This is a genomic window from Bradyrhizobium sp. (assembly GCF_027307225.1).
Classification (GTDB): domain Bacteria; phylum Pseudomonadota; class Alphaproteobacteria; order Rhizobiales; family Xanthobacteraceae; genus Bradyrhizobium.
In genome coordinates, this window is sequence record NZ_DAHUXJ010000078.1 from 102,550 (window position 1) to 123,533 (window position 20,984).

General features: G+C 62.0%; 23 protein-coding genes. 19 read left to right on the plus strand and 4 right to left on the minus strand.

Annotated features, from left to right (window positions below; translation table 11 throughout):
* Entirely contained in the window at positions 1-915 is a 915-nt protein-coding gene (locus tag M6D32_RS13770; protein WP_298256999.1) for a branched-chain amino acid ABC transporter permease LivH, read from the minus strand.
* 336 nt (positions 916-1,251) lie between these two features.
* On the opposite strand from M6D32_RS13770, the gene M6D32_RS13775 reads away from it, so the two are divergent.
* Together M6D32_RS13775 and M6D32_RS13780 are read left to right on the plus strand one after the other, a co-directional pair.
* Entirely contained in the window at positions 1,252-1,416 is a 165-nt protein-coding gene (locus M6D32_RS13775) for a hypothetical protein (RefSeq protein WP_298257001.1), read from the plus strand.
* 467 nt (positions 1,417-1,883) lie between these two features.
* Positions 1,884-2,408 carry a hypothetical protein gene (locus M6D32_RS13780; protein ID WP_298257003.1) on the plus strand — a complete coding sequence of 175 codons (525 nt, stop codon included), beginning with the start codon at positions 1,884-1,886 and terminating at the stop codon, positions 2,406-2,408.
* Positions 2,409-2,462: 54 nt separating this feature from the next.
* On the opposite strand, the gene pcaD is transcribed toward M6D32_RS13780, so the two are convergent.
* Positions 2,463-3,245 (minus strand): 3-oxoadipate enol-lactonase, encoded by a 783-nt coding sequence (gene pcaD, locus M6D32_RS13785; RefSeq protein WP_298257005.1) that lies wholly within the window; start codon positions 3,243-3,245, stop codon positions 2,463-2,465.
* A 354-nt stretch (positions 3,246-3,599) separates the two neighbouring features.
* Between pcaD and M6D32_RS13790 the strand changes: the two genes are divergently transcribed.
* From M6D32_RS13790 to M6D32_RS13855, 14 genes are all read left to right on the plus strand, one after another.
* Positions 3,600-4,046 carry a carbon monoxide dehydrogenase subunit G gene (locus M6D32_RS13790; protein WP_298257007.1) on the plus strand — a complete coding sequence of 149 codons (447 nt, stop codon included), beginning with the start codon at positions 3,600-3,602 and terminating at the stop codon, positions 4,044-4,046.
* A 219-nt stretch (positions 4,047-4,265) separates the two neighbouring features.
* Positions 4,266-4,751, plus strand: a complete 486-nt coding sequence (locus tag M6D32_RS13795) for a (2Fe-2S)-binding protein (protein ID WP_298257009.1) — start codon at positions 4,266-4,268, stop codon at positions 4,749-4,751.
* A gap of 38 nt (positions 4,752-4,789) precedes the next feature.
* On the plus strand, positions 4,790-5,596 hold the full coding sequence (locus M6D32_RS13800; protein WP_298257011.1) for a xanthine dehydrogenase family protein subunit M: 807 nt from the start codon (positions 4,790-4,792) through the stop codon (positions 5,594-5,596).
* A 27-nt stretch (positions 5,597-5,623) separates the two neighbouring features.
* Complete coding sequence (locus M6D32_RS13805; protein WP_298257013.1) at positions 5,624-6,532, plus strand: MoxR family ATPase; 909 nt, start codon at positions 5,624-5,626, stop codon at positions 6,530-6,532.
* Between the two features lie 44 nt (positions 6,533-6,576).
* The gene (locus tag M6D32_RS13810) at positions 6,577-7,773 is read left to right on the plus strand and encodes a VWA domain-containing protein (RefSeq protein ID WP_298257014.1); all 1,197 of its coding nucleotides are present in this window, start codon (positions 6,577-6,579) and stop codon (positions 7,771-7,773) included.
* A 25-nt stretch (positions 7,774-7,798) separates the two neighbouring features.
* Complete coding sequence (locus M6D32_RS13815) at positions 7,799-8,122, plus strand: XdhC family protein (protein WP_298257015.1); 324 nt, start codon at positions 7,799-7,801, stop codon at positions 8,120-8,122.
* A gap of 3 nt (positions 8,123-8,125) precedes the next feature.
* Positions 8,126-8,830, plus strand: a complete 705-nt coding sequence (locus M6D32_RS13820; RefSeq protein ID WP_298257016.1) for an XdhC family protein — start codon at positions 8,126-8,128, stop codon at positions 8,828-8,830.
* Positions 8,827-10,431, plus strand: a complete 1,605-nt coding sequence (locus M6D32_RS13825) for a molybdopterin-binding/glycosyltransferase family 2 protein (protein ID WP_298257017.1) — start codon at positions 8,827-8,829, stop codon at positions 10,429-10,431. The genes M6D32_RS13820 and M6D32_RS13825 overlap by 4 nt, the downstream gene beginning before the upstream one ends.
* Positions 10,432-10,533: 102 nt before the next feature.
* Positions 10,534-10,926 (plus strand): DUF4189 domain-containing protein, encoded by a 393-nt coding sequence (locus M6D32_RS13830; RefSeq protein ID WP_298257072.1) that lies wholly within the window; start codon positions 10,534-10,536, stop codon positions 10,924-10,926.
* A 104-nt stretch (positions 10,927-11,030) separates the two neighbouring features.
* Positions 11,031-11,444 (plus strand): DUF2000 family protein, encoded by a 414-nt coding sequence (locus M6D32_RS13835; protein ID WP_298257019.1) that lies wholly within the window; start codon positions 11,031-11,033, stop codon positions 11,442-11,444.
* A gap of 130 nt (positions 11,445-11,574) precedes the next feature.
* Positions 11,575-12,198, plus strand: coding sequence for a TetR/AcrR family transcriptional regulator (locus M6D32_RS13840; protein ID WP_298257021.1), 624 nt, complete (start codon positions 11,575-11,577; stop codon positions 12,196-12,198).
* Complete coding sequence (locus M6D32_RS13845) at positions 12,195-12,983, plus strand: efflux RND transporter periplasmic adaptor subunit (RefSeq protein ID WP_298257023.1); 789 nt, start codon at positions 12,195-12,197, stop codon at positions 12,981-12,983. The genes M6D32_RS13840 and M6D32_RS13845 overlap by 4 nt, the downstream gene beginning before the upstream one ends.
* A 5-nt stretch (positions 12,984-12,988) precedes the next feature.
* The gene (locus M6D32_RS13850; protein ID WP_298257025.1) at positions 12,989-13,918 is read left to right on the plus strand and encodes an ABC transporter ATP-binding protein; all 930 of its coding nucleotides are present in this window, start codon (positions 12,989-12,991) and stop codon (positions 13,916-13,918) included.
* Between the two features lie 168 nt (positions 13,919-14,086).
* Positions 14,087-15,247, plus strand: a complete 1,161-nt coding sequence (locus M6D32_RS13855; RefSeq protein WP_298257027.1) for an ABC transporter permease — start codon at positions 14,087-14,089, stop codon at positions 15,245-15,247.
* A gap of 20 nt (positions 15,248-15,267) precedes the next feature.
* On the opposite strand, the gene M6D32_RS13860 is transcribed toward M6D32_RS13855, so the two are convergent.
* Both M6D32_RS13860 and M6D32_RS13865 read right to left on the minus strand, forming a co-directional pair.
* Positions 15,268-15,732 (minus strand): DUF488 domain-containing protein, encoded by a 465-nt coding sequence (locus tag M6D32_RS13860; protein ID WP_298257029.1) that lies wholly within the window; start codon positions 15,730-15,732, stop codon positions 15,268-15,270.
* 5 nt (positions 15,733-15,737) lie between these two features.
* Positions 15,738-16,568: a DUF72 domain-containing protein gene (locus M6D32_RS13865; RefSeq protein WP_298257031.1), complete on the minus strand. Its 831-nt coding sequence runs from the start codon at positions 16,566-16,568 to the stop codon at positions 15,738-15,740.
* Positions 16,569-16,894: 326 nt separating this feature from the next.
* On the opposite strand from M6D32_RS13865, the gene M6D32_RS13870 reads away from it, so the two are divergent.
* The 3 genes from M6D32_RS13870 to M6D32_RS13880 all read left to right on the plus strand — a co-directional run bounded on the left by M6D32_RS13870 (position 16,895) and on the right by M6D32_RS13880 (position 20,972).
* Positions 16,895-18,028 carry a glycosyltransferase family 2 protein gene (locus M6D32_RS13870; RefSeq protein ID WP_298257033.1) on the plus strand — a complete coding sequence of 378 codons (1,134 nt, stop codon included), beginning with the start codon at positions 16,895-16,897 and terminating at the stop codon, positions 18,026-18,028.
* 7 nt (positions 18,029-18,035) lie between these two features.
* The gene (locus M6D32_RS13875; RefSeq protein WP_298257036.1) at positions 18,036-19,538 is read left to right on the plus strand and encodes a glycosyltransferase family 39 protein; all 1,503 of its coding nucleotides are present in this window, start codon (positions 18,036-18,038) and stop codon (positions 19,536-19,538) included.
* 375 nt (positions 19,539-19,913) lie between these two features.
* Positions 19,914-20,972 carry a tlde1 domain-containing protein gene (locus M6D32_RS13880; RefSeq protein ID WP_298257037.1) on the plus strand — a complete coding sequence of 353 codons (1,059 nt, stop codon included), beginning with the start codon at positions 19,914-19,916 and terminating at the stop codon, positions 20,970-20,972.
* The last annotated feature ends 12 nt before the right edge of the window (positions 20,973-20,984 follow it).

Below are 20,984 nucleotides of genomic sequence, written 5' to 3' on the forward strand. Positions count from 1 at the left end.
TTATACTTTTTCGACTTCGGGACGGCCGAGCAGCCCGGTCGGCAGGAAGATCAGGACCACGATCAGGATCGAGAACGCCGCGACGTCTTTGTATTCGACCGAGAAATAGGCCGACCACATGGTTTCGATCAGGCCGATCAGAAGTCCGCCCAGCATCGCGCCAGGCAGCGAGCCGATGCCGCCGAGCACCGCAGCGGTGAATGCCTTGATGCCGGCGATGAAGCCCATGTAGAAATCGACGAGCCCGTAATAGAGCAAGTACATCATGCCGGCGACCGCCGCGAGCGCGGCGCCGATCAGGAAGGTCATGGAGATGGTGCGGTCGACGTCCACGCCCAGCAGTGCCGCCATGGTCTGGTCCTGTTCGCAGGCGCGCATGTCGCGCCCCAAACGTGTGCGCGATACCAGCCAGGTGAAGATAGCAAGCAGCACGACCGTGGTGAGGACGACGACGATCTGCGCGTTGGAGAGGCGGACCACAAAGCCGTTGCTTTCGAGCAAGCTATAGCCGCCGGTGATGACCGGCGGTATCGGCTTCACCCGCGCGCCCTGGCTGACCTGGGAGAAGTTCATCAGCACGAACGACATGCCGATTGCCGACAGCATCGGCGCCAGGCGGAAAGAATGCCGAAGCGGCCGATAGGCGATGCGCTCCACGGTCCAGCCATAAAGCGAGGTAATCGCCATCGACACCAGCAGCACGATCAGAAGAATCAGCGGCACAGTGGTGAGCCCGATTGAGACCAGGATCAGGAAGGTGATCAGCGCGATGAAGCCGCCGATCATGAAGATGTCGCCATGGGCGAAGTTGATCATGCCCACGATGCCGTAGACCATCGTGTAGCCAATGGCGATCAGGCCATAGATCGAGCCTAAGACGATGCCGTTGATCAGTTGCTGGGCGAAATAATCCATGCGCTGCCAACCGTTGGCGCATTTTCCGGCAAAAAGGAATCCGGTTTGCCGCCCGCGAAAATGCCGATTTCAACTCCTGACACAGCGATGGCCCTGGCAGCCGGACGTCGCGTCGATGTATTTTCTAACAGCGGGAACCCATCGCGGCAACTCCACCTAAAGGGGGACTAAGGGCTTGTGCAGAGATAGTTTTCGCCGAGGAACGCCAGGACAACAGGGGAACTCAGGAGTTTTCTGGGCTGCTCCCAAACGTTTGAGAGGGAACCGATGTTTTCGCGCAACCAAATCGGTGCTCCCGGGTTGATCGTCTTGCGACTTTGAACGAGGGAGATCGCAATGGCTAATCCGAACGAGAAACCCGGCCAGCAGAATCAGAATCCCGGCCAGCAGAACCAGAGCCCCGGACAGAAGCCGGGCCAGCAACAGGGTGGCGGCCAGAAGCCCGGACAGCAACAGCAGGATCCGAGCCGTCAGGGCCAGAAACCCGATCAGGGTCGCTAGCCTCTTTGGAGGTTCGGCCGGATTCCGGATGTGAACGAATAGAGTAGATTAGGAGTCCCTCAAGGAAGGTCTCGCCGCAAATGGCGGGGCCTTTCTTGTGATCGGCATCATCCGTTTGCCCCAGCGGTGTCCCAATCTGGCCTTCGGTGGTGCCAAAAAAAGAACCGCTTGTATTTGGCGGGTTCGCACTCGCTTTACGCGCATTAAGTCGAGGCGCACGGCGCGGTCCCGGCGACTGGCCTTGATGGTCATCCGCGGGCTTGACCTGCGGATTCATCTTTTTTTGAAAACATTCTTGCGGGTGTGATGGGTTGCCGGGTCAAGCCCGGCAACAACGCCAGCTTGCCTTTGCGTCCCTCCCGCGCTACCCGGATTAAGGTAAACAAAGGGTTTAAATTGCCGATCGCAGTTTAAGGGCGTTACTTCCCGAACAAATCGCACGCGTTGCGAACAACAAGGGAAGCGTCATGTCAAACTGGCGTATCAGTTCATTCGGCGGCGTTCTGCTCGCCGGCTATTTCATTCCAACCTGGGCGACGGTCGCCTGGCACATCGTGACGTCACCGGTCCGCGGTCTCTTCGAGCGGCCTAGCGTGGCGGTCGCGCTCTATGCCACCGATCACCTGCAACTGTCGACCATGACTGCGGTACGTTTTGCGTGGCTGCTGGCGCTCGGCCGGCTGACCGTCGTCGCCTTCTTTGCGCTGTTTCTCGTACTCGCCGTTCGCTGCTTCATTCGCAAACGGGGCAACGGCAGCGAGGCGCTGGCCATCGCGCTCACCATCGGTAGCGTGATCAGCTTTGCCAGCGTGCTGATGGCCTCGAAAGTCGGCGAGATCGAAGCACTTCGGCTGCATGCCTCCGAGCTGCTCGTGATGCTCGGCACCGGCATCGTGATGCTGTTCGAACAGCCAGCGCAGGCGCAAACACAGGCCGTGGCGGTGCCGCCGGAGCTACCCGCTGAGGAGCCCCAGCTCAGCTACAATAGCTGAGCCTTCCTTCACAGCGCGGTTGGCGCTTGTGCTCCGCAAATGACGATGCCGATGTTACTTCTGCGTCAGAAAGCCGATCACCGCATCGGTGAATGCGTGCGGCTGTTCGACGTTGGAGATATGCGCGGCATCCAGGATCGTCAGCGATGCGCCGGGAATGTGGCTGCGGATCAATTCGCCGGCGGCAATCGGCGTCGAGGTGTCGTGGCGACCGGCAATCACCAGTGTCGGGTTCTTGATCTTCGGCAACAAAGCGCGCTGGTCGAGCGTCGAGAGCGCTTCGCAGCAGGCGATATAACCTGCCGCCGGCGAGGCGAGCAGCATGGCTTTCAGGTTCTGCGTGATCTGCGGCTCGCGTTCGCGAAAATCCGCGGTCAGCCAGGCCGCAATGACAGCGTCGGCAACAGCGGCGATGCCACCTTCCTTCACCGCTTTGATGCGGTTGAGCCAGTTGGTTGGATCAGGGTAATAGCACGACGTATTGGAAAGAATGAGCTTGCCAAAACGCTCCGGCGCGTTCGCGCCTAGCCACTGTCCGACCATGCCGCCCATCGACAGCCCGCACCAATGCGTCTTCGCGATGTTGAGGTCATCGAGGATGGCCAGCACGTCGCGGCCAAACCGCTCCATCGAATAGGGCCCCGCCGGCACGCCCGATCTGCCGTGGCCGCGCCGGTCATAGCGGATCACGCGAAACACCTGCGTGAGCGCCTTCATCTGCGGCTCCCACATTGCCATCGTCGTTCCCAAAGAATTCGACAGCATCAAGGTGGGACCGCCGTCGCGGCCCTCGACCGATACGTTGAGCAGGCAGCCGCCGGCGTCGATCATCGGCATGGAATGAAGTCCTCCGCTGTCACGCGCGGACCTGATCCGCGCATCCATCAAGATCAATCAATTCAAGAAGATGGATTGCCGGGTCAAGCCCGGCAACGACATCTCACGGGTTATCTTCAAGCGAGGCCGGCAGGCGATCGATCAGGGTTTGCGAAGCGCGCTGGAGAGCATGGGTGCGAGCAAAGGCGAGAGCGAGGTGCTCATTCCGCGGGACCTAACCATCGTTGCGGCCCGCTGCCAATCCAAAAAGCCAACGCAACCCAGCCGCGCTGCAAATACGAGCGCTGGTACTCTTCCTTTTGGGGCCGTGGTGCATTAGTTCATGGCTGAATATCGGGAAGAAAGGGGACGCACATGGCCATGACGATGAACGGAGAGGTCCAGCTTCCCGCGTCGCGCGAGGCGGTCTGGGCCAAGCTGAATGACCCCGCGGTGCTCAAGGCCTGCATCCCCGGATGCGAGGAATTGGAAAAGACCGAGGACAACGGTTTTCGCGCCGTCGCTAAAATGAAGGTTGGTCCCGTGTCCGCCCGCTTCAAGGGACGTGTCGCGCTGAGCGATCTCGACCCGCCGAACGGCTACAAGATATCGGGTGAAGGCGAGGGCGGAGTGGCCGGCTTCGCCAAGGGCGGGGCGACCGTGGCGCTTTCGGACAAGGACGGCGGCACGCTTCTGACCTATGACGTCGAGGCCCAGATCGGCGGCAAACTCGCCCAGCTCGGGCAGCGGCTGATCAACGGCGCGGCCAAGAAGCTGGCCGATGAATTTTTCGCGAACTTTGCCAAGGCGGTGCAAGGCTGATTTTGGAGGCTGATTTTGAAGGTTGATTTTGGAGGGTGATTCTCAAAGCTGATTTTCACGCCTTGGCCCGAAAGGGGCAGCCCGTCTAATGTCCGTTGGTCTAATCGAGCCATGCGGCGATGAGGTTGCTCATTGCCCCCATGGCCCATATTATGGCCTTGAAACAACTGAAATGACTGCGCCGCCGGGCTGCGTCGGCGCGGATAAAGAGAGCCCGGAATGGCGAAAATATCCCTGATCGTGAACGGCAATCCCGTCAATGCCAATGTCGATCCCCGTACGCTTCTCGTGCAATTGCTGCGCGAGAATCTGCGGCTGACCGGCACCCATGTCGGCTGCGACACCTCGCAATGCGGTGCCTGCGTCGTGCATCTCGACGGCAAGGCGGTCAAATCCTGCACCACACTTGCAGTGATGGCTGACGGCCACGAGATCCGGACGATCGAGGGGCTGGCGGCCGATGGCGCGCCGCTGCATCCGATGCAGGAAGCCTTTCGCGAAAATCATGGCCTGCAATGCGGCTTCTGCACGCCCGGCATGATCATGACCGCGATCGATATCGTCCATCGCAAGGGCCACGATCTCTCCGACCACACCATCCGCGAAGAGCTCGAAGGCAATCTGTGCCGCTGCACCGGCTACCAGAACATCGTGCAGTCGATTGCGGCTGGCGCCAAGGCGATGGCCAATTCCGATCTCGCGTAAAACGCTCACCTCGATCAGAGACACTTCGGGGAATACCCATGTATGAATTCAAATATCATCGTCCCGAGACCGTGCGGCAGGCCGCCAATCTCCTGGTCAAGAACGAGGACGCCAAGGTGATCGCGGGAGGCCACACGCTCGTGCCGGTCATGAAGCAGCGGCTGGCCAGCCCACCGCATCTGGTGGATCTCTCGCATATCGAAGGCCTCGACGGCATCGAGATGAAGGGCCGCTCGCTCGTCATCGGTGCAACCGCTACCCATTATGCAGTGTCGACCTCGGCGATCGTCGGCGAAGCGATTCCGGCGCTTGCTGAACTCGCCGGCATGATCGGCGACCCGGCGGTGCGTCATCGCGGTACCATCGGCGGCTCGCTCGCCAACAATGATCCGACCGCCGACTATCCGGCGGCTGTCCTCGCACTGGGCGCGACCATCGTTACCAACAAGCGTCGGCTGAAGGCGGAAGAGTTTTTTCAGGGCATGTTTGCAACCGCGCTCGAGGGCGACGAAATCATCACCAAGGTGATGTTCCCGCTGCCGAAGAAGGCCGCCTACGTCAAATTCCGCAACCAGGCCTCGCGCTATGCGTTGGTGGGTGTGTTCGTCGCCAAGCGTCCGTCGGATGTGCGTGTTGCCGTCACCGGTGCGGGCTCGGACGGCGTGTTCCGCCTGACCGCTTTTGAGGAGGCGCTGAAGAAGCGTTTTTCACCGAAGGCGCTCGACGGTCTGACGGTGCCGGCCGACGGCTTGAACAGCGACCTTCACGGCAGCGCCGAATACCGGGCGCATCTGATCGCCGTGATGGCGCGGCGCGCGGTCGAGGCCGCGACCGCGAAATCCTGAAGACCGGTTATTCAATAAGGTTTGCTCATGACTGCATCGGCGCTGCCCAAATCCGTCGATGCCATGCTGGAGCTGTTGGCATCGCGCGGCTACCTGGCCGAACGTTCGCTCGCAACCGTCGGTTATCTCTCGCTGCGCATGGGCCGGCCGCTGTTTCTCGAAGGCGAGGCCGGCGTCGGCAAGACCGAGATCGCCAAGGTGTTGGCGGCAGGTCTTGGACGCAAGCTGATCCGCCTGCAATGTTATGAAGGTCTCGACGCGGCGTCTGCCGTCTATGAGTGGAACAGCGCTGCGCAGATGATCGCGATCCGCCTGGCAGAGGCAGCCGGCGACACCGACCGCGAGCAGCTCTCCGGCGATATTTTCGCCGAGCGTTTTCTGATCAAGCGACCGCTGCTGCAGGCGCTTGAGCCGGATGCCGCCGGCGCGCCGGTGCTGCTGATCGACGAACTCGATCGCGCCGACGAGGCCTTTGAAGCCTATCTTCTGGAAATCCTGTCGGATTTCCAGATCACGATTCCGGAGTTCGGTACCGTGAAGGCGCCGGAGCCGCCGATTGTGATCATTACCTCCAACCGTACCCGCGAGATCCACGACGCGCTGAAGCGGCGTTGTCTCTATCACTGGGTCGATTATCCTTCCGCCGAGCGTGAGCTTGCGATCGTGAAGTCGCGCGTGCCCGGCATTTCCGAAAAACTGTCGCAGCAGGTGGTGCGCTTCGTGCAGGCGCTGCGGCATCAGGACTTCTACAAATCGCCGGGCGTCGCTGAGACACTCGATTGGGCAACGGCGCTCCAGGAACTCGATGCGCGCTCGCTGACGCCGCAGGTGATCGGCGACAGCCTCGGCGCGCTGCTGAAGTACCAGGACGACATCGCGCGCGTGCAGGGCGACACGCTGCAGAAGGTCTTGAAAGAGGCGACAAGCGAGAATTAGGTTCTGGTGCTTCGGACCATCCCGGAACTAGAGAGGTTAGGGCAATGGCGATCAATCACCTGAATGCCCCGACCGGCCGGGCAGCCGACAACATCATCGGATTTGCCCGGGCCTTGCGCGCGGCGGGCGTTCCGGTCGGCCCCGGAGCCGTGATCGATGCCATGAATGCGCTCCAGCTCGTCGATATCGGCAACCGGACCGACGTGTTCACGACGCTGGAGGCGATTTTCGTCAAGCGCCATGAGCATGCGCTGATCTTCGCGCAGGCCTTCGACCTGTTCTTCCGCGCCGCCGATGAATGGAAGCATATGCTGGATTCGGTGCCGCTGCCCGATCATGCCAAAAAGAAGCCGCCGCCGGCATCACGCCGGGTGCAGGACGCGTTCTCGCAAACGCAGATGACCGAGACGCCGCAGACGCAGGCCGATGAGCTCCGCCTTGCCGTCTCCGACAAGGAGATCCTGCAGAAGAAGGACTTCGCGCAGATGACGGCGGCCGAAATCGCCGAGGTCACGCGGGCCATTGCCAACATGAAATTGCCGCAGGCCGAGTTGCGGACCCGCCGCTACCGGCCCGATGCGCGCGGATTGCGATTCGACATGCGACGGACGCTGCGCGGATCGCTCCGCACCGGCGGCGACATCATCGACATCCACAGGCTCGGACGGGTCGACAAGCCGGCCCCGATCGTGGCGCTGCTCGATATCTCCGGGTCGATGAGCGAATACACCCGCCTGTTCCTGCATTTCCTCCACGCCATTACCGACGCTCGCAAGCGCGTATCGGTATTCCTGTTCGGCACGCGCCTGACCAATGTAACGCGCTCCTTGCGCGCGCGAGATCCCGACGAGGCGCTCGCGAGTTGCTCCTCGCAGGTGGAGGATTGGGCCGGGGGTACCCGGATTGCCACCTCGCTCCATACCTTTAACAAGCTCTGGGGGCGCCGCGTGCTGGGGCAGGGCGCGATCGTCCTGCTGATTTCCGATGGGCTCGAGCGGGAGGCCGATGCCCGCCTGGCCTTCGAGATGGACCGGCTGCACCGCTCCTGCCGCCGCCTGATCTGGTTGAACCCGCTGCTGCGCTATGACGGTTTCGAGCCCAAGGCGCAGGGCGTCAAAATGATGCTTCCGCACGTTGACGAATTCCGCCCGGTGCATAATTTGAAGTCTATCGAAGGCTTGATCGAGGCGCTGTCGTCGATGCCACAGCCCCATCACAGCGTGATACGATCCGCTGCTTGAACGAGAAATACAGGTGAGGCCCGCCATGCTCGATCGCGACGAAGATATCCTCAAAGCAGCCGAAGACTGGCAGAAGGCCGGCCACGGCGTGGCGCTCGCCACCGTTGTCGAGACCTGGGGCTCGGCGCCCAGGCCGGCCGGCTCCAATCTTGTGATTAACGATGACGGCACGTTCCTGGGCTCGGTTTCCGGCGGCTGCGTCGAAGGCGCTGTTGTCGCCGAGGCGATGGACGTGATCGAAAGCGGCAAACCCAGGATGCTTGAATTCGGCGTCGCCGACGAAACCGCCTGGAATGTCGGTCTGTCATGCGGGGGCACCATCCGCGTGTTCGTCGAGAAAGTTGGCTAAGCCGTGAAGTCAGGGACACTCAAGGAATTGAACGTCGAACGTGCCGCGCGCCGGCCGGTGATTGTCGTGACCGACACGGCCAATGGCGAGCAGCGTCTGGTCAAGGCAGCCGATTTCGCCGCTGATCCGCTGAACGCGGAGTTGTCGAAGCAACTGCGCATGGGCAAAAGCGGCAACGTCGAGGTCGGCGGCAAGAAGCTGTTTCTCAATGTCTACGCGCCGACCGCGCGCATGGTGATCGTCGGCGCCGTTCATATCAGCCAGGCGCTGGCGCCGCTGGCGCGCTCGCTCGGCTACGACGTGACCGTGGTCGATCCGCGCACGGCTTTCGCGAGCCCGGAGCGTTTTCCCGATGTGCCGCTGATCGCCGAATGGCCCGACGTTGCGTTGCCGCCGCTCAACATCGATCACTACACGGCCTTCGTCGCAGTCACGCACGACCCCAAGATCGACGATCCGGCGCTGCTGCATGCCTTTGCGCGCGACTGCTTCTATATCGGCGCGCTCGGCTCGCGTAAGACGCATGCCAAGCGCGGTGACCGGCTGAAGGCGCAAGGCGCTGCCGACGCCGACATCGCGCGTATTCATGCGCCGATCGGGCTTTCCATCGGTGCGGTCTCGCCGTCGGAAATCGCAGTAGCGATCATGGCCGAGATCACGGCGACGCTGCGTTTACCGAAAGAACACAAACAAGAAGCTGCTGAATGAAGTTCGGCCCTGCCAGTCCGGCGGACGCGCTCGGCGGCGTCACCGTTCACACCCTGCGCCAGGGTTCGCTGGTGCTGAAGAAAGGCACCAGGATCGGTCCGGCGGAAGTCGCCGCGCTCGACGAAGCGGGCGTCAAGGCGGTCGTTGTCGTGCGCCTGGAGGACGGCGATGTCTCCGAGGATGTCGCGGCGGCCAGCATCGCACAGGCCGTGGCCGGCGATGGTGTTCACGTCGAGCGCGCGTTCACCGGCCGCGCCAATCTGTTTGCCGCCCGGGCCGGCGTGCTGGTGGTGGACCGCGCCGCGGTCGATCGCATCAACGGCGTCGATGAGGCCATCACCTTCGCGACTCTTTCGGCTTTCAAGCCCGTCGTCGAAGGCGAGATGATTGCGACCGTCAAGCTCATCCCGTTCGGGGTCGAAGGCAGGTTGCGCGATGCTGCGGTCGAGGCAGCCAGGGGCGGCGGCCTGCGGGTCGCACCTTATGTCATCAAGCGCGTCGGCGTGGTCTCGACCGTGCTGCCCGGGCTCGCACCGAAGGTCATCGACAAGACCCTCAGGGTGACCGAGGAGCGGCTGGCGCCGGCGGGCGCGACAATCATCGCCGAGCGGCGCGTGCCGCATGACGAGAGTGCGCTGAAGGCGGCGATGAAGGAAATGCTGGGGCTTGGCGCCGAGCTCGTGATCGTGTTCGGCGCGTCCGCCATTGCCGACCGCCGCGACGTGATCCCGGCAGCGCTTTCCGGCATCGGAGGGGCAATCGAACATTTCGGCATGCCGGTCGATCCCGGAAATCTCCTGCTCGTCGGCAAGGCCGGCGACATCCCGGTGTTGGGCGCGCCCGGTTGCGCGCGCTCGCCGGTGGAGAACGGTTTCGACTGGGTGCTGGTGCGCCTGCTTGCCGGACTGAAGGTCAACCGTTCCGAACTGATGGGAATGGGCGTCGGCGGCCTTTTGATGGAGATCGTCACCCGGCCTCAGCCGCGCGAAAACCTCGAGCCGGACAGCAATCGTCACGTCAGCGCGGTCGTGCTCGCCGCCGGCCGCTCGACGCGGATGGGTGGGCCGAACAAGCTGTTGGCCGAACTTGACGGCCGGAAACTGGTGCGGATCGTGGCGGAGCGGGCGCTCGCCTCCAAGGCGAGGGATGTCATCGTCGTCACCGGGCATCAGGCCGATCTCGTCGAGAAGGCGCTTGCCGGGCTCAACGTGAAATTCGTCCGCAATCCGGATTTTGCCAAGGGATTGGCGAGTTCGGTGAAGGCGGGCGTCTTGGCGGTGCCCAAACAGGCCGACGGCGCCGTGATCTGCCTCGGCGACATGCCGATGATCTCCGCCGGTCTGATCGATCATCTGATTGACGCCTTCGCGCCGGATCGCGGCCGTTTGATCGCAGTGCCTGTCAGCGGCGGCCGGCGCGGAAATCCCGTGCTGTGGTCGCGCCGTTTCTTCAACGAATTGATGACGCTCGACGGCGATGTCGGCGCCCGTCACCTCATCGCCAAGCATAATGAAACGGTCGCCGAGGTCCCGGTGGAGGGAGACGGTGCCTTTCTCGACATCGATACGCCGCAGGCGCTGGAAGCTGCGCGCGGCAGTTAGATCTTTTGTAAGCGATCGCCGTGGTCTCGAATTTTCATTCACCAAGTTGAAACGTCCTCTCCTTAAGTTTCCGGCCGCTGAGGTCTGGGGGAGGGGCTCTTGATCGTTTCGACCGCTGTCGCGCGGCGCCGCGCGTTATTTGTTGCTGCAATCGCGCTTGTGATCGGCGCCTCCTGCCTCATGACGAAAAGCCACGCCGCCGGAGCATTTGCGATGGGCAAATGCGGTGCTTACGGCGAGGCCTATGATTATCCTGCGGTAAGCACGGCGCTTGCAGCGGCGCTCAAGCAATGCAGCGGCGACTGCAAGACCACGGTCACCATGAAGCGCGCCTGCGCCGCGTTTTCGGTCGACATGGCCAATCCCTGTGGCGCTCACGGCTATGCGGTAAAGCCGCGGATTTCGAGTTCGCTCAATGAGGCGACCCGCGAATGCTACAAATTTGGCGGCAAGCAATGCGTGATCCGCGCCTGGGCCTGCGACGCCAAGGGCTGATGGATAAGGGACGATGCCGCGATGGCATCGTCGTCGAAATCTTGCTCTAATAGTGCGGGATTTCGGACCCTTTGCGGATCCGAAATGACGTCTTTGGAGACATCATGCAATTCGATAGCAAGATCGCGGTCGTGATTCGGACCGATCTCGAAGTTTGGCAAAAGCTCAACGTTGCCTCGTTTCTCGCATCTGGCATTGCGGCCGCCTTTCCCGAATGCATCGGCGAGCCCTACTTGGACGGCTCCGGTACGCCTTATCAGTCGCTGATTGGACAGCCGATCCTGATTTATGGCGCGCCGGATCGCCCGGCGATGTCGCGCGCGCTCGAACGGGCATTGGCGCGCAATGTAAAGCCGGCGGTCTATACCGAAGAGATGTTCAAGACAGCTCACGATGCCGCCAACCGCGAAGCGGTGAAGGTAGTGGCGCGCGCCGATCTCAACCTGGTCGGGATCGCCATGCGCGCCGAGCGCAAAGTGATCGACAAGATCGTCGACGGCCTGAAATTTCACAGCTGACTTCCATTAACACGAGAATTAATGAAGTTAAATCAGTTGCTTGCTATTTCATTTGACAAGTGACTGACTGGTCAGTCATTATTGGTTCATGTCACACCTACCCGCCAAAAAACGACCGATCAAAAAGAAGATGGCTTCCTCAGGGGCGCCCGCCGGGCGGGCCGAGCGCGCCGCCGACCGGCGTCAAGCCATCATCGAAGCCGCGTTCGAAACCTTCATCGAGCAGGGCTATGCCGCGACGCGCATCGACGATGTCGCCAAGCGGGCCGGGGTCGCCAAAGGAACGATCTACCTCCACTTCAAGGACAAGCAGGCGCTGTTCGAAGAACTGGTGCGCAGCGCGGTCGTGCCGCTGGCGGCGAGACTTACCGAGCCGCCGCCGGCAACAGGTTCGATCCGCGCGGTGCTCGAAAACTTTGCCGGCAATTTCGTCAGGGAAGTCACGACGACGCGGCGAGGCGCGATCGTGCGGCTGGTCATCGCGGAGGGGCCGCGCTTTCCTGCGATCGCGGACTTCTACTATCGCGAGGTCGTCTCGCGGGGAATGGCCGGGATGCGCGCGCTGATCGAACTCGGCATTGCCCGAGGCGAGATCAGGCAAGCCGCCCTGAAGGATTTTCCGCAAATCGTGGTGGCGCCCGCGATGGTCGCAGTCATCTGGCAGGGTTTGTTCGGACGCTTCGCGCCGCTGGATGCGGCCGCGATGCTCCGCGTTCATCTCGACTTGATCTTTGGCGAAGGGGGCAGCGCATGACCTTGTCGCAGGCGATTTGGCGAAGCCTGGCAGCGCTGGCGCTGACGGCTCTGCTTGCCGGGTGCAACGAAGCCCGCAACCCGGGCTATCAGGGCTGGGTCGAGGCCGACATGATCTTCGTCAGCCCCGATGAATCCGGGCGCGTGACCACACTCAACGTGCGCGAGGGAGATCAGGTCAAGGCCGGCGATCGGCTTTATTCGGTCGACGACGATTTGCAGCAGGCGAATCTCAATCAGAACAAGGCAACGCTCGCCAACGCCCAGCAGAGCTACGATCGTGCGGCATCGCTCAGCAAGACCGGGTCGGGCACGCAGGCCGCTCTCGATGCAGCGGTGTCGGCGCTGCGCGTCGCGCAGGCCCAGGTCGCGACATCGGAGACGCGTCTGACGCGGCGTATCGGCTATGCGCCGATCGCAGGCGCCGTGCAGCAGATCTACTTCCGCGAGGGTGAGACGGTGCCGGCGCAACGGCCCGTGCTCTCGATCATGCCGCCAGGCAACATGAAGGTACGCTTCTATATCCCGGAGGCCGACTTGCCCAAGCTCGCGATCGGCGATGAAGTGCGCGTTTCGTGCGACAATTGCTCGCCCGATTTAACGGCGCGAATCTACTTTATCGCGACATCGGCGGAATATACGCCGCCGGTCATCTACAGCCTCGATGAGCGCAGCAAGCTGGTCTATCTCGTGCAGGCGCGGCCATCGCATCCGGACGCCTTGCGTGTCGGGCAGCCGATCAGCGTCTTCCTGACGCCCAAGACACCGGTCGCAGACAAGCAGTGACGGCCGTGACGGCATCCTCCGATATCGCAATCGACGTTCGCGGGCTCTCAAAATCCTTCGAGGGCCGCGAGGTCGTGCATGACCTCAGCATGCAGGTAAAGCGCGGCTCGATTTATGGTTTCCTCGGACCGAACGGCAGCGGAAAGACAACGACCATCCGCATGCTCTGCGGGTTGCTGACGCCAGACAGCGGCGAGGGCAAGTGCCTCGGTTACGATATCCGGCGCGACGCCGACAAGATCAAGCGCCGGGTCGGTTACATGACCCAGCGTTTTTCGCTGTATCAGGATCTGTCGGTTCGGGAAAATCTTGAATTCGTCGCGCGGCTCTACGGCATGCAGGATCCGCCCGCCGCGGCGCGCGGCATGATCGGGCGTCTCGGCCTGGGCGGCCGCGAAAAGCAGCTCGCCGGCGAATTGTCCGGCGGCTGGAAGCAGCGTCTTGCGCTTGGCGCCTGCACCTTGCCAAGCCCGCAACTCCTGCTTCTGGACGAGCCGACCGCAGGCGTTGATCCCAAGGCGCGGCGCGACTTCTGGAACGAGATCCATGCGCTCGCAGCCGAAGGCCTCACGGTTCTCGTTTCAACCCACTATATGGATGAGGCCGAGCGCTGCCACGAGATCGCTTATATCGCCTATGGCCATCTGCTGACGCACGGCACCGTGCAAGACGTGATCGCGAAGTCGGCGCTCTCGACCTATACGGTGACCGGCGACAACCTTCGCGAGGTGCAGGAACAGCTCGCGGGTAAACCGGGTATCGACATGATCGCGCCGTTTGGCGCGAGCCTGCACGTGTCGGGGCGCGACCGCGCGGCGCTCGAGGCCAGCATCACACCGTGGCGTGAACGCAAGGGATTGCACTGGGAGGCCAGCGAGCCATCGCTGGAGGATGTGTTCATCGAGTTGATGAGCCGGTCGAGGGATAATTTCTAGTGCGGCGAATTTGAAGTTCCGATCAGTGTCGCTGCAAGTTCGCCATAGGAACTTCAAATTCGAAGCCGCACTAGCATAAATAGGTTGCTAGAGCTCCTTTGATTCCGAAGTTCGCATCAGAGGTTGCCGCGAAATCATGCGAACTTCGGAATCGGAGCTCTAGTGAGCATGACGGACGCCACAGGCCATCGCGATGAAATCCGGGAAGCCCGCTTCGGCTTCTGGCGGCGCTGCTATGCGATGATGGTCAAGGAATTCATCCAGCTTCGCCGCGACCGCGTTTCATTCGCCATGATCGTGATGATTCCGGTGATGCAGCTCCTGCTGTTTGGTTACGCGATCAACACCACTCCGCACAACCTGCCCACCGCGGTGCTCGTGCAGGAAGACAGCGATCTCGGTCGCTCGATCCTCAAGGCGCTGGAAAATACCGCATATTTTCATTTCGTGCGCGAGGTTCACGACGTCAAGGAGTTCGACGATCTCCTGACATCGGGCAAGGTGCTGTTCGGTGTCGAAATCCCACGTGGTTTCGAGCGCGCGGTACGACGTGGTGATTATCCCGCACTATTGGTCGCGGCCGATGCCACCGATCCTGTGGCGGCGAGTTCAGCGCTCTCGTCGCTCGGCGTCCTCGTCCAGACCGCGCTGTCGCACGATCTTGATACGGGCGATCCGCCGGTATTGCCGTTCGAGATCAGGGCGCATGCGCGCTACAATCCGGCGGCATCATCGCGGCTGAATATCGTGCCAGGTCTGGTCGGTACCATCCTCACGATGACCATGCTGATCTTTACCGCGCTTTCGGTGACGCGTGAGGTCGAACGCGGCACGATGGAGAGCCTGCTGTCGATGCCGATTACGCCAACCGAGGTGATGCTCGGCAAGATCGTGCCCTATGTGCTGGTTGGTTTCCTTCAGGCCTTCCTCATTCTTGCTATCGGGGTATTTCTGTTCGAAGTGCCGGTCCGCGGCAGCCTGACCATGCTGGCGGTGCTCTCGACCCTGTTCATCACGACCAATCTTTCAATCGGCTACACATTCTCGACCATTGCGCAGAACCAGTTGCAGGCGATGCAGATGTCGATCATGTTCTTTCTGCCGAGCATTCTCTTGTCCGGTTTCATGTTTCCGTTTTTGGGCATGCCGGTGTGGGCGCAATATGTCGGCGAAGGTCTGCCGCTGACGCACTACTTGCGGATTGTCCGCGCCATCATGCTGAAGGGCGCGAACCTGCAAAATCTCGAATACGACGCGGTCGCGCTCGTTCTGTTGATGCTGCTGGCGATGGCGATTGCGGTGCTGCGCTTCCGCCGCACGCTTGACTGATTCTGCGCGGCGGGGGCGGGCTATTCTACCTGTCGTGCGGCCAGGTTCTCGATCGCCACCCCGTCGCGTTCTTCGATGATTTCGGCGATCCATCTCCGGTGACAATGCCGGTGGTCGCGCTCATAGCAGAGAATGCAGATCGGCCCTGCTTTCCTCACGAGCGACGAAAGCTCGTCAAGCTCTTCCCTGGCCTGCGCCGTCTGAAGATGTTTTGCATAGATCTTCTGCAGCGTCTCGTATTCACCGGCTCGCGCGGCGAGGCGGCCCTCTTTCGGCGTGCCCAGCCCGCGCAGGTGCACGTAGGCAATGCCGTGCTCGTCGAGCCCGGCGGCGAGCTGACTCTTGGAAAAGCCGGCGCGGCGCGAAGAGGCGACAGCGCGGACGTCGACGAGCAGCTTTACGCCGGCCTGTTCGAGTTCATCGAGCACAGCTTTCGCTGGCGTCTGCTCATAGCCGATGGTGAAGAATTTTTTGCGTCTGGCCACTTGGATCAAGTCACGCGCGCGATCAGTTCCATCGCGCCGGCAGGTGCGCGAATCTTGCCCTCGTGAATCACGTAGGCGAAGACGTCGCGCGGCGCCTTCTTGGGCTTTGCGGAATCGACGCGCGGCAAGTCATCGGGTTCCCCGCCGTCGGCCCACACTTGAAGTCTCTTTGCCCAGGCGTCGAGCTGCTTCGGCGGATAGCAGGTCTTGATTTCGTCATCGCCCTTCTGTAGCCGTGCGTAAACGAAGTCGCTGGCGACGTCGGCAATCGCCGGATACTTGCCGTGTTCGGCGAACACGACAGGCGTTTCGAATTTCCGGATCAGTGCCACGAACGCCGGAACGCAAAACGAGTCGTGGCGGACTTCGACCACATGCCGCAACCGCCGTCCTTCAAGTTCGCGCGGCAGGAGTTCGAGGAACTTGCCGAAATCGGCTTCGTCGAATTTTTTGGTCGGTGCGAATTGCCAGAGCACGGGACCCAGCCGATCGCGGAGTTCGAGCACGCCGGAATCGTAGAATCGTTTCACGGAATCGCCGGCCTCGGCCAGCACACGGCGGTTGGTGGCAAAACGAGGGCCCTTGACCGAGAACACAAAGCCGTCCGGCACCTCGCTTGCCCATTTGCGAAAACTCTCCGGCTTCTGCGAGCCGTAATAGGTGCCGTTGATCTCGATCGAAGTGAGCTTGGAGGCGGCGTATTGCAGCTCTTTCGCTTGCGTGAGTTTCTCGGGATAGAACACCCCGCGCCACGGCTCGAAGGTCCAACCGCCGATCCCGATGAAGATGTGGCCGGATTTCGCGGAGGCGGTTTTGGAGGCGGCGGCTTTGGTCACGGGACGGTCTCGCTGTCGATGGGCGGGAGGCAGGGATTTTCGAGGCCGAAAGGTAGTCAAGCCGGCTCGAATTGACCAGTTCGAGTGAACCGGATCGACCCCTTGCATTGCGCCGGATTGTTCCTATCTGGGATCCAACGGCGACGTTGACGCTTTCCCCCGAGCTCTGTCGCTGGAACGACCACTCAATAGCTCGGCAGCGCCGGATGTAAGCGCGCCATCTGTTGGTGGTCGTTGGCATTTCTGGGGCCGTTTTGCCTGCCGGATGGGCTCTGGCCGGTCATGCCCTTGGCATCTCCTTAAATCATCGGATATACGCTGGCGTCATGAACGACGTCTCGCAAATCGCCGTCGGTGATCCAGATCAAGCCATTGGATTACCTCATCTTTCTGTCGTTATCCCGACCTTCAATGAGCGGGATAATGTCGTCACGCTGTTCCGGCGGCTGGAACAGACGCTGGTCGGCATCCCGTTCGAAGCGGTTTTTGTCGATGACAATTCGCCCGACGGCACCTGGAAGGTGCTGCGTGCGCTCTCGCGGGAGGACGGCCGGGTCCGCTGTATCCGGCGGATCGGACGGCGTGGCCTGTCCGGGGCCTGCATCGAGGGAATTCTTGCCTCGAGCGCACCATGCGCGGCAGTGATCGACGCCGATTTGCAGCACGACGAGACGCAGTTGCCGAAAATGCTCGCGGCTCTCCAAAGCGGGCAGTTCGACCTGGTGGTCGGCAGCCGCTACATCGAGGGCGGCAGCGCGGAAAGTTTTGACCGCCAGCGGGCAGGGGCCAGTGCGCTCGCCACGGAAGTCGCCAAGCGGGTGCTGCGGGTTGAGATCGCCGATCCCATGAGCGGCTTCTTCATGATCCGCCGCGATTGCTTCGAAGAACTCGCGCCGCAACTTTCCACGCAAGGCTTCAAGATCCTGCTCGATGTGGTGGCGACCGCCCATGGCGCACTTCGCGCCAAAGAAATTCCCTACACATTCGGCTCGCGGCTGCACGGCGAGAGCAAGCTCGATTCCATGGTTGCGCTGGATTTTCTCGGGCTGGTGCTGGCGAAGCTGACCGGCGATGTCATATCGCTGCGGTTTCTGCTGTTTGCGATGGTCGGCTCGCTTGGCGTCGTCGTGCATTTTGCCGGGCTCTATACCGCGCTCAGGATTTTCCGGTTTCCGTTTGCGGAGGCGCAGGCCTGCGGCGCAATTTGCGCCATGACTAGCAACTTCATCCTCAACAATTTCCTCACCTACCGCGACCAGCGTCTCAAAGGTTTTGCGATTCTGCGCGGCCTGCTGTTGTTCTATCTCGTGTGTAGCGTCGGCCTTTTTGCCAATGTCGGCGTGGCGTTCTCGGTCTATGACCAGCAGCCGATCTGGTGGCTAGCGGGTGCCGCAGGCGCGCTGATGGGTGTGGTCTGGAACTACGCCATGTCTGGACTGTTCGTCTGGCGCAAGCGATGAACCGTCGATGAGCGAGGGCGGCACTACGCTCGTTCGCAACACCGTGCTCACGGTGGTAGCGCTCGTGCTGGTGCGGCTGGTCGCCGCCGCCTGGACGCCGCTGACCTTCGACGAAGCCTATTACTGGATCTGGTCGAAGCATCTCGCCTTCGGCTACTACGATCACCCGCCCGGCGCGGCGCTGGTGATCCGCCTCGGCACCATGATTGCCGGCGATACCGAGCTTGGCGTGCGGCTGATGTCGATCCTGCTGGCGCTGCCGATGAGTTTTGCCGTTTTTCGCACGGCTGAAATCCTGTTCGGCGGAAAGCGCATTGCGGCCGACGCGACCATTCTGCTCAACGTCACCCTGATGGCCGCGGTCGGCACGCTGATTGTGACGCCGGATTCGCCGTTGCTGGTGACCTCGAGTTTTGTGCTGTTCTTTCTCGCCAAGGTGCTGGAGAGCGAGCGCGGCGCGTGGTGGCTCGCGGTCGGCGCCGCCGCGGGTCTCGCGCTGTGCTCGAAATATACAGCCATGTTCTTCGGCCCCGCGATCGTGATCTGGCTGATCAGTGTCCCGAAACTGCGGCGGTGGTTTTCCTCGCCCTGGCTCTATCTCGGCGGACTGGTGGCGGTTGCGGTATTTTCACCGGTCATTCTCTGGAATGCCGATCATCATTGGGTTTCCTTTATCAAGCAACTCGGCCGCTCCGAGGTCACCCGGTTCAAGCCCACTTTCATCGGAGAATTGATTCCGACCCAGATCGCGTTTGCGACGCCGCTTGTCTTCACTCTTGGCGTTATGGGACTTTACATGCTGGCGCGTCGGGAGGGCGGCGCGCTCGCTTCGCGCGCGCTCATCAACGCGATGTTCTGGGTCGTTACACTCTACTTCTTGTGGCATTCGCTGCATGCGCGCGTCGAGGCCAACTGGTTTGCACCGGTCTATCCGCCGCTCGCGATTGCGGCCGCGGCGGCCGCCAACGCCGCCCGCTGGGAACGGCACTCCCAACGCGTGGCCGATTTTTGCCTGCGCTGGGCTTCGCCGGTTGGCATTCTGATGTTCGCTTGCCTGGTCGTGCAGGCCAACACCGGCGTCCTCACCGGCTTTCGCCGCGACGCCACCGTGCGCAGCGTCGGCGTGGGTTGGAAGACGCTTGCCGCCAACATCGAAGCCACGCGCGCGCGTGTCGGCGCCAGTTGCGTGCTCGCGCCCGACTACGGTACCGCGAGCTGGCTCACCTTCTATCTGCCGAAAGATACGTGCGTGATCCAGCCGACGCAGCGCATCCGCTGGGTCAGTATGGGCGAGCCGGATCCGGCAAAGCTATCGGGCAAACTTCTGTGGGTCGATGAGGTGCGCGCTTCGATCCAGCCCTACGTGGCGGAAACGTTTGCGAAGGTCGAGCGCGTCGGCGAATTCAAGCGGATGCGCGGACCACTGGTGATCGAAACCTATGCACTCGATCTGCTCGAGCGACCGAAGCGTCCGGTGCTCGACAATTCACCGCCGCCGGAATTGCAGTAGCTCGGCGCCTACGCCGCCAAAGATGGCGAATTCAAGGGCGGGGAAACGCGAATAACCCCGGACCCTTACGGGCGAATTTGCCGCAAATCCGTCTCAAAATGAGACTGCCTTACAACCGCCCAGCACTTAATCCCCATTTAACTAAAACTTGCCTTAATGACGACCCGCACCTCTGCGAGATGCTGTCCACGTAGTTCGGCGGACGATCGTGCGTTGACCGCCGTTCGGAGGTGCCCGCGCCGTGCACCTCGCCGAACGGCGGTTACGGGGAAACGAGGGGAAATCAGTCCGGATGCTAGGCGAATGAGTACGAGTACAGTTGCGTGTTACCAGTTCGCGGCACCTACTCCTAAGCGACCAGCCCGCAAAGTAACCGTGCAGCGTCTGTTCACCGCGACGGCGGTGATCGGCCTCGTTGTCGGCTGCGGCTGGACGGTCTACACCAACATCTTTGCTGCCAGCCCCTATCCCGAACTCGGCCGCGCCAATTTCGATGCGCAGGTCGCGCGGCGATTTGCCATCGCGGTTCACCCCATTGTACGGCCGAAAGCGACTGCCGTCGCCGCCGCTGAAAGCATTGTGCCGGCCGAGCCCGAGCTTTCCTTCACCGATCGTTTCGCCGCCGCTTCGCCGGAGGGCGTCGCATCGGCGCCGGTGCCGGCGGAGCCCGTGAGGCTCGCCGTGGCGCCAAAGCCTGAGCCTCTGAAGCTGGCCGAAGCACCGAAGATCAGGATGGAGCCCGCGAAGAACGCCGAGGCGGCGCGGGCCAAAGAGTCTGCGAAGGAAGCATCGAGGGTCCAGCTCGCCTCGGCCACGCCAGCAGCGCAATCGGAAGAGCCGCCGAAGGGCATGTTCCAAGACATGGCGCGACGGGCGAAGAATGCGATCCTCTCGATTTCCTCTAACGATCGGAAATCGATGGTCGAGAAGCTGTGGGGTAAGGAAGGTGCGCATAATCCGGTCCTGGCGTATGCCTCCGCCGACGCAGGCAATGTGACCGGCAGCATCGCCCGCGAACCGAATCCGATGCTCGGCGGCTCGCCGCCTTACGATCGCGAAACCGCGGTCTACGATATCGCGGCGCACGCCGTGTATCTGCCCGACGGTACCAAGCTGGAAGCGCATTCCGGCCTCGGCTCCAACCTCGACGATCCGCACTCTGCGCGCATCCGTATGCGTGGCGTAACGCCGCCGCACATCTACACGCTGAAGCCGCGCGAGGCGCTGTTCCACGGCGTGGCGGCGCTGCGCCTGACGCCGATCGGGGGCGAGGAGACCATCTACGGTCGTGAAGGTCTGCTGGCACACTCCTTCATGCTCGGCCCGAACGGCGACTCCAACGGCTGCGTCTCGTTCCGCGACTACAACGCCTTCCTCAGCGCCTATCATAATATGGGCATCCGCAAGCTCGCCGTCGTCGCCCATATCGGCTGAGCGGGCCTTGCC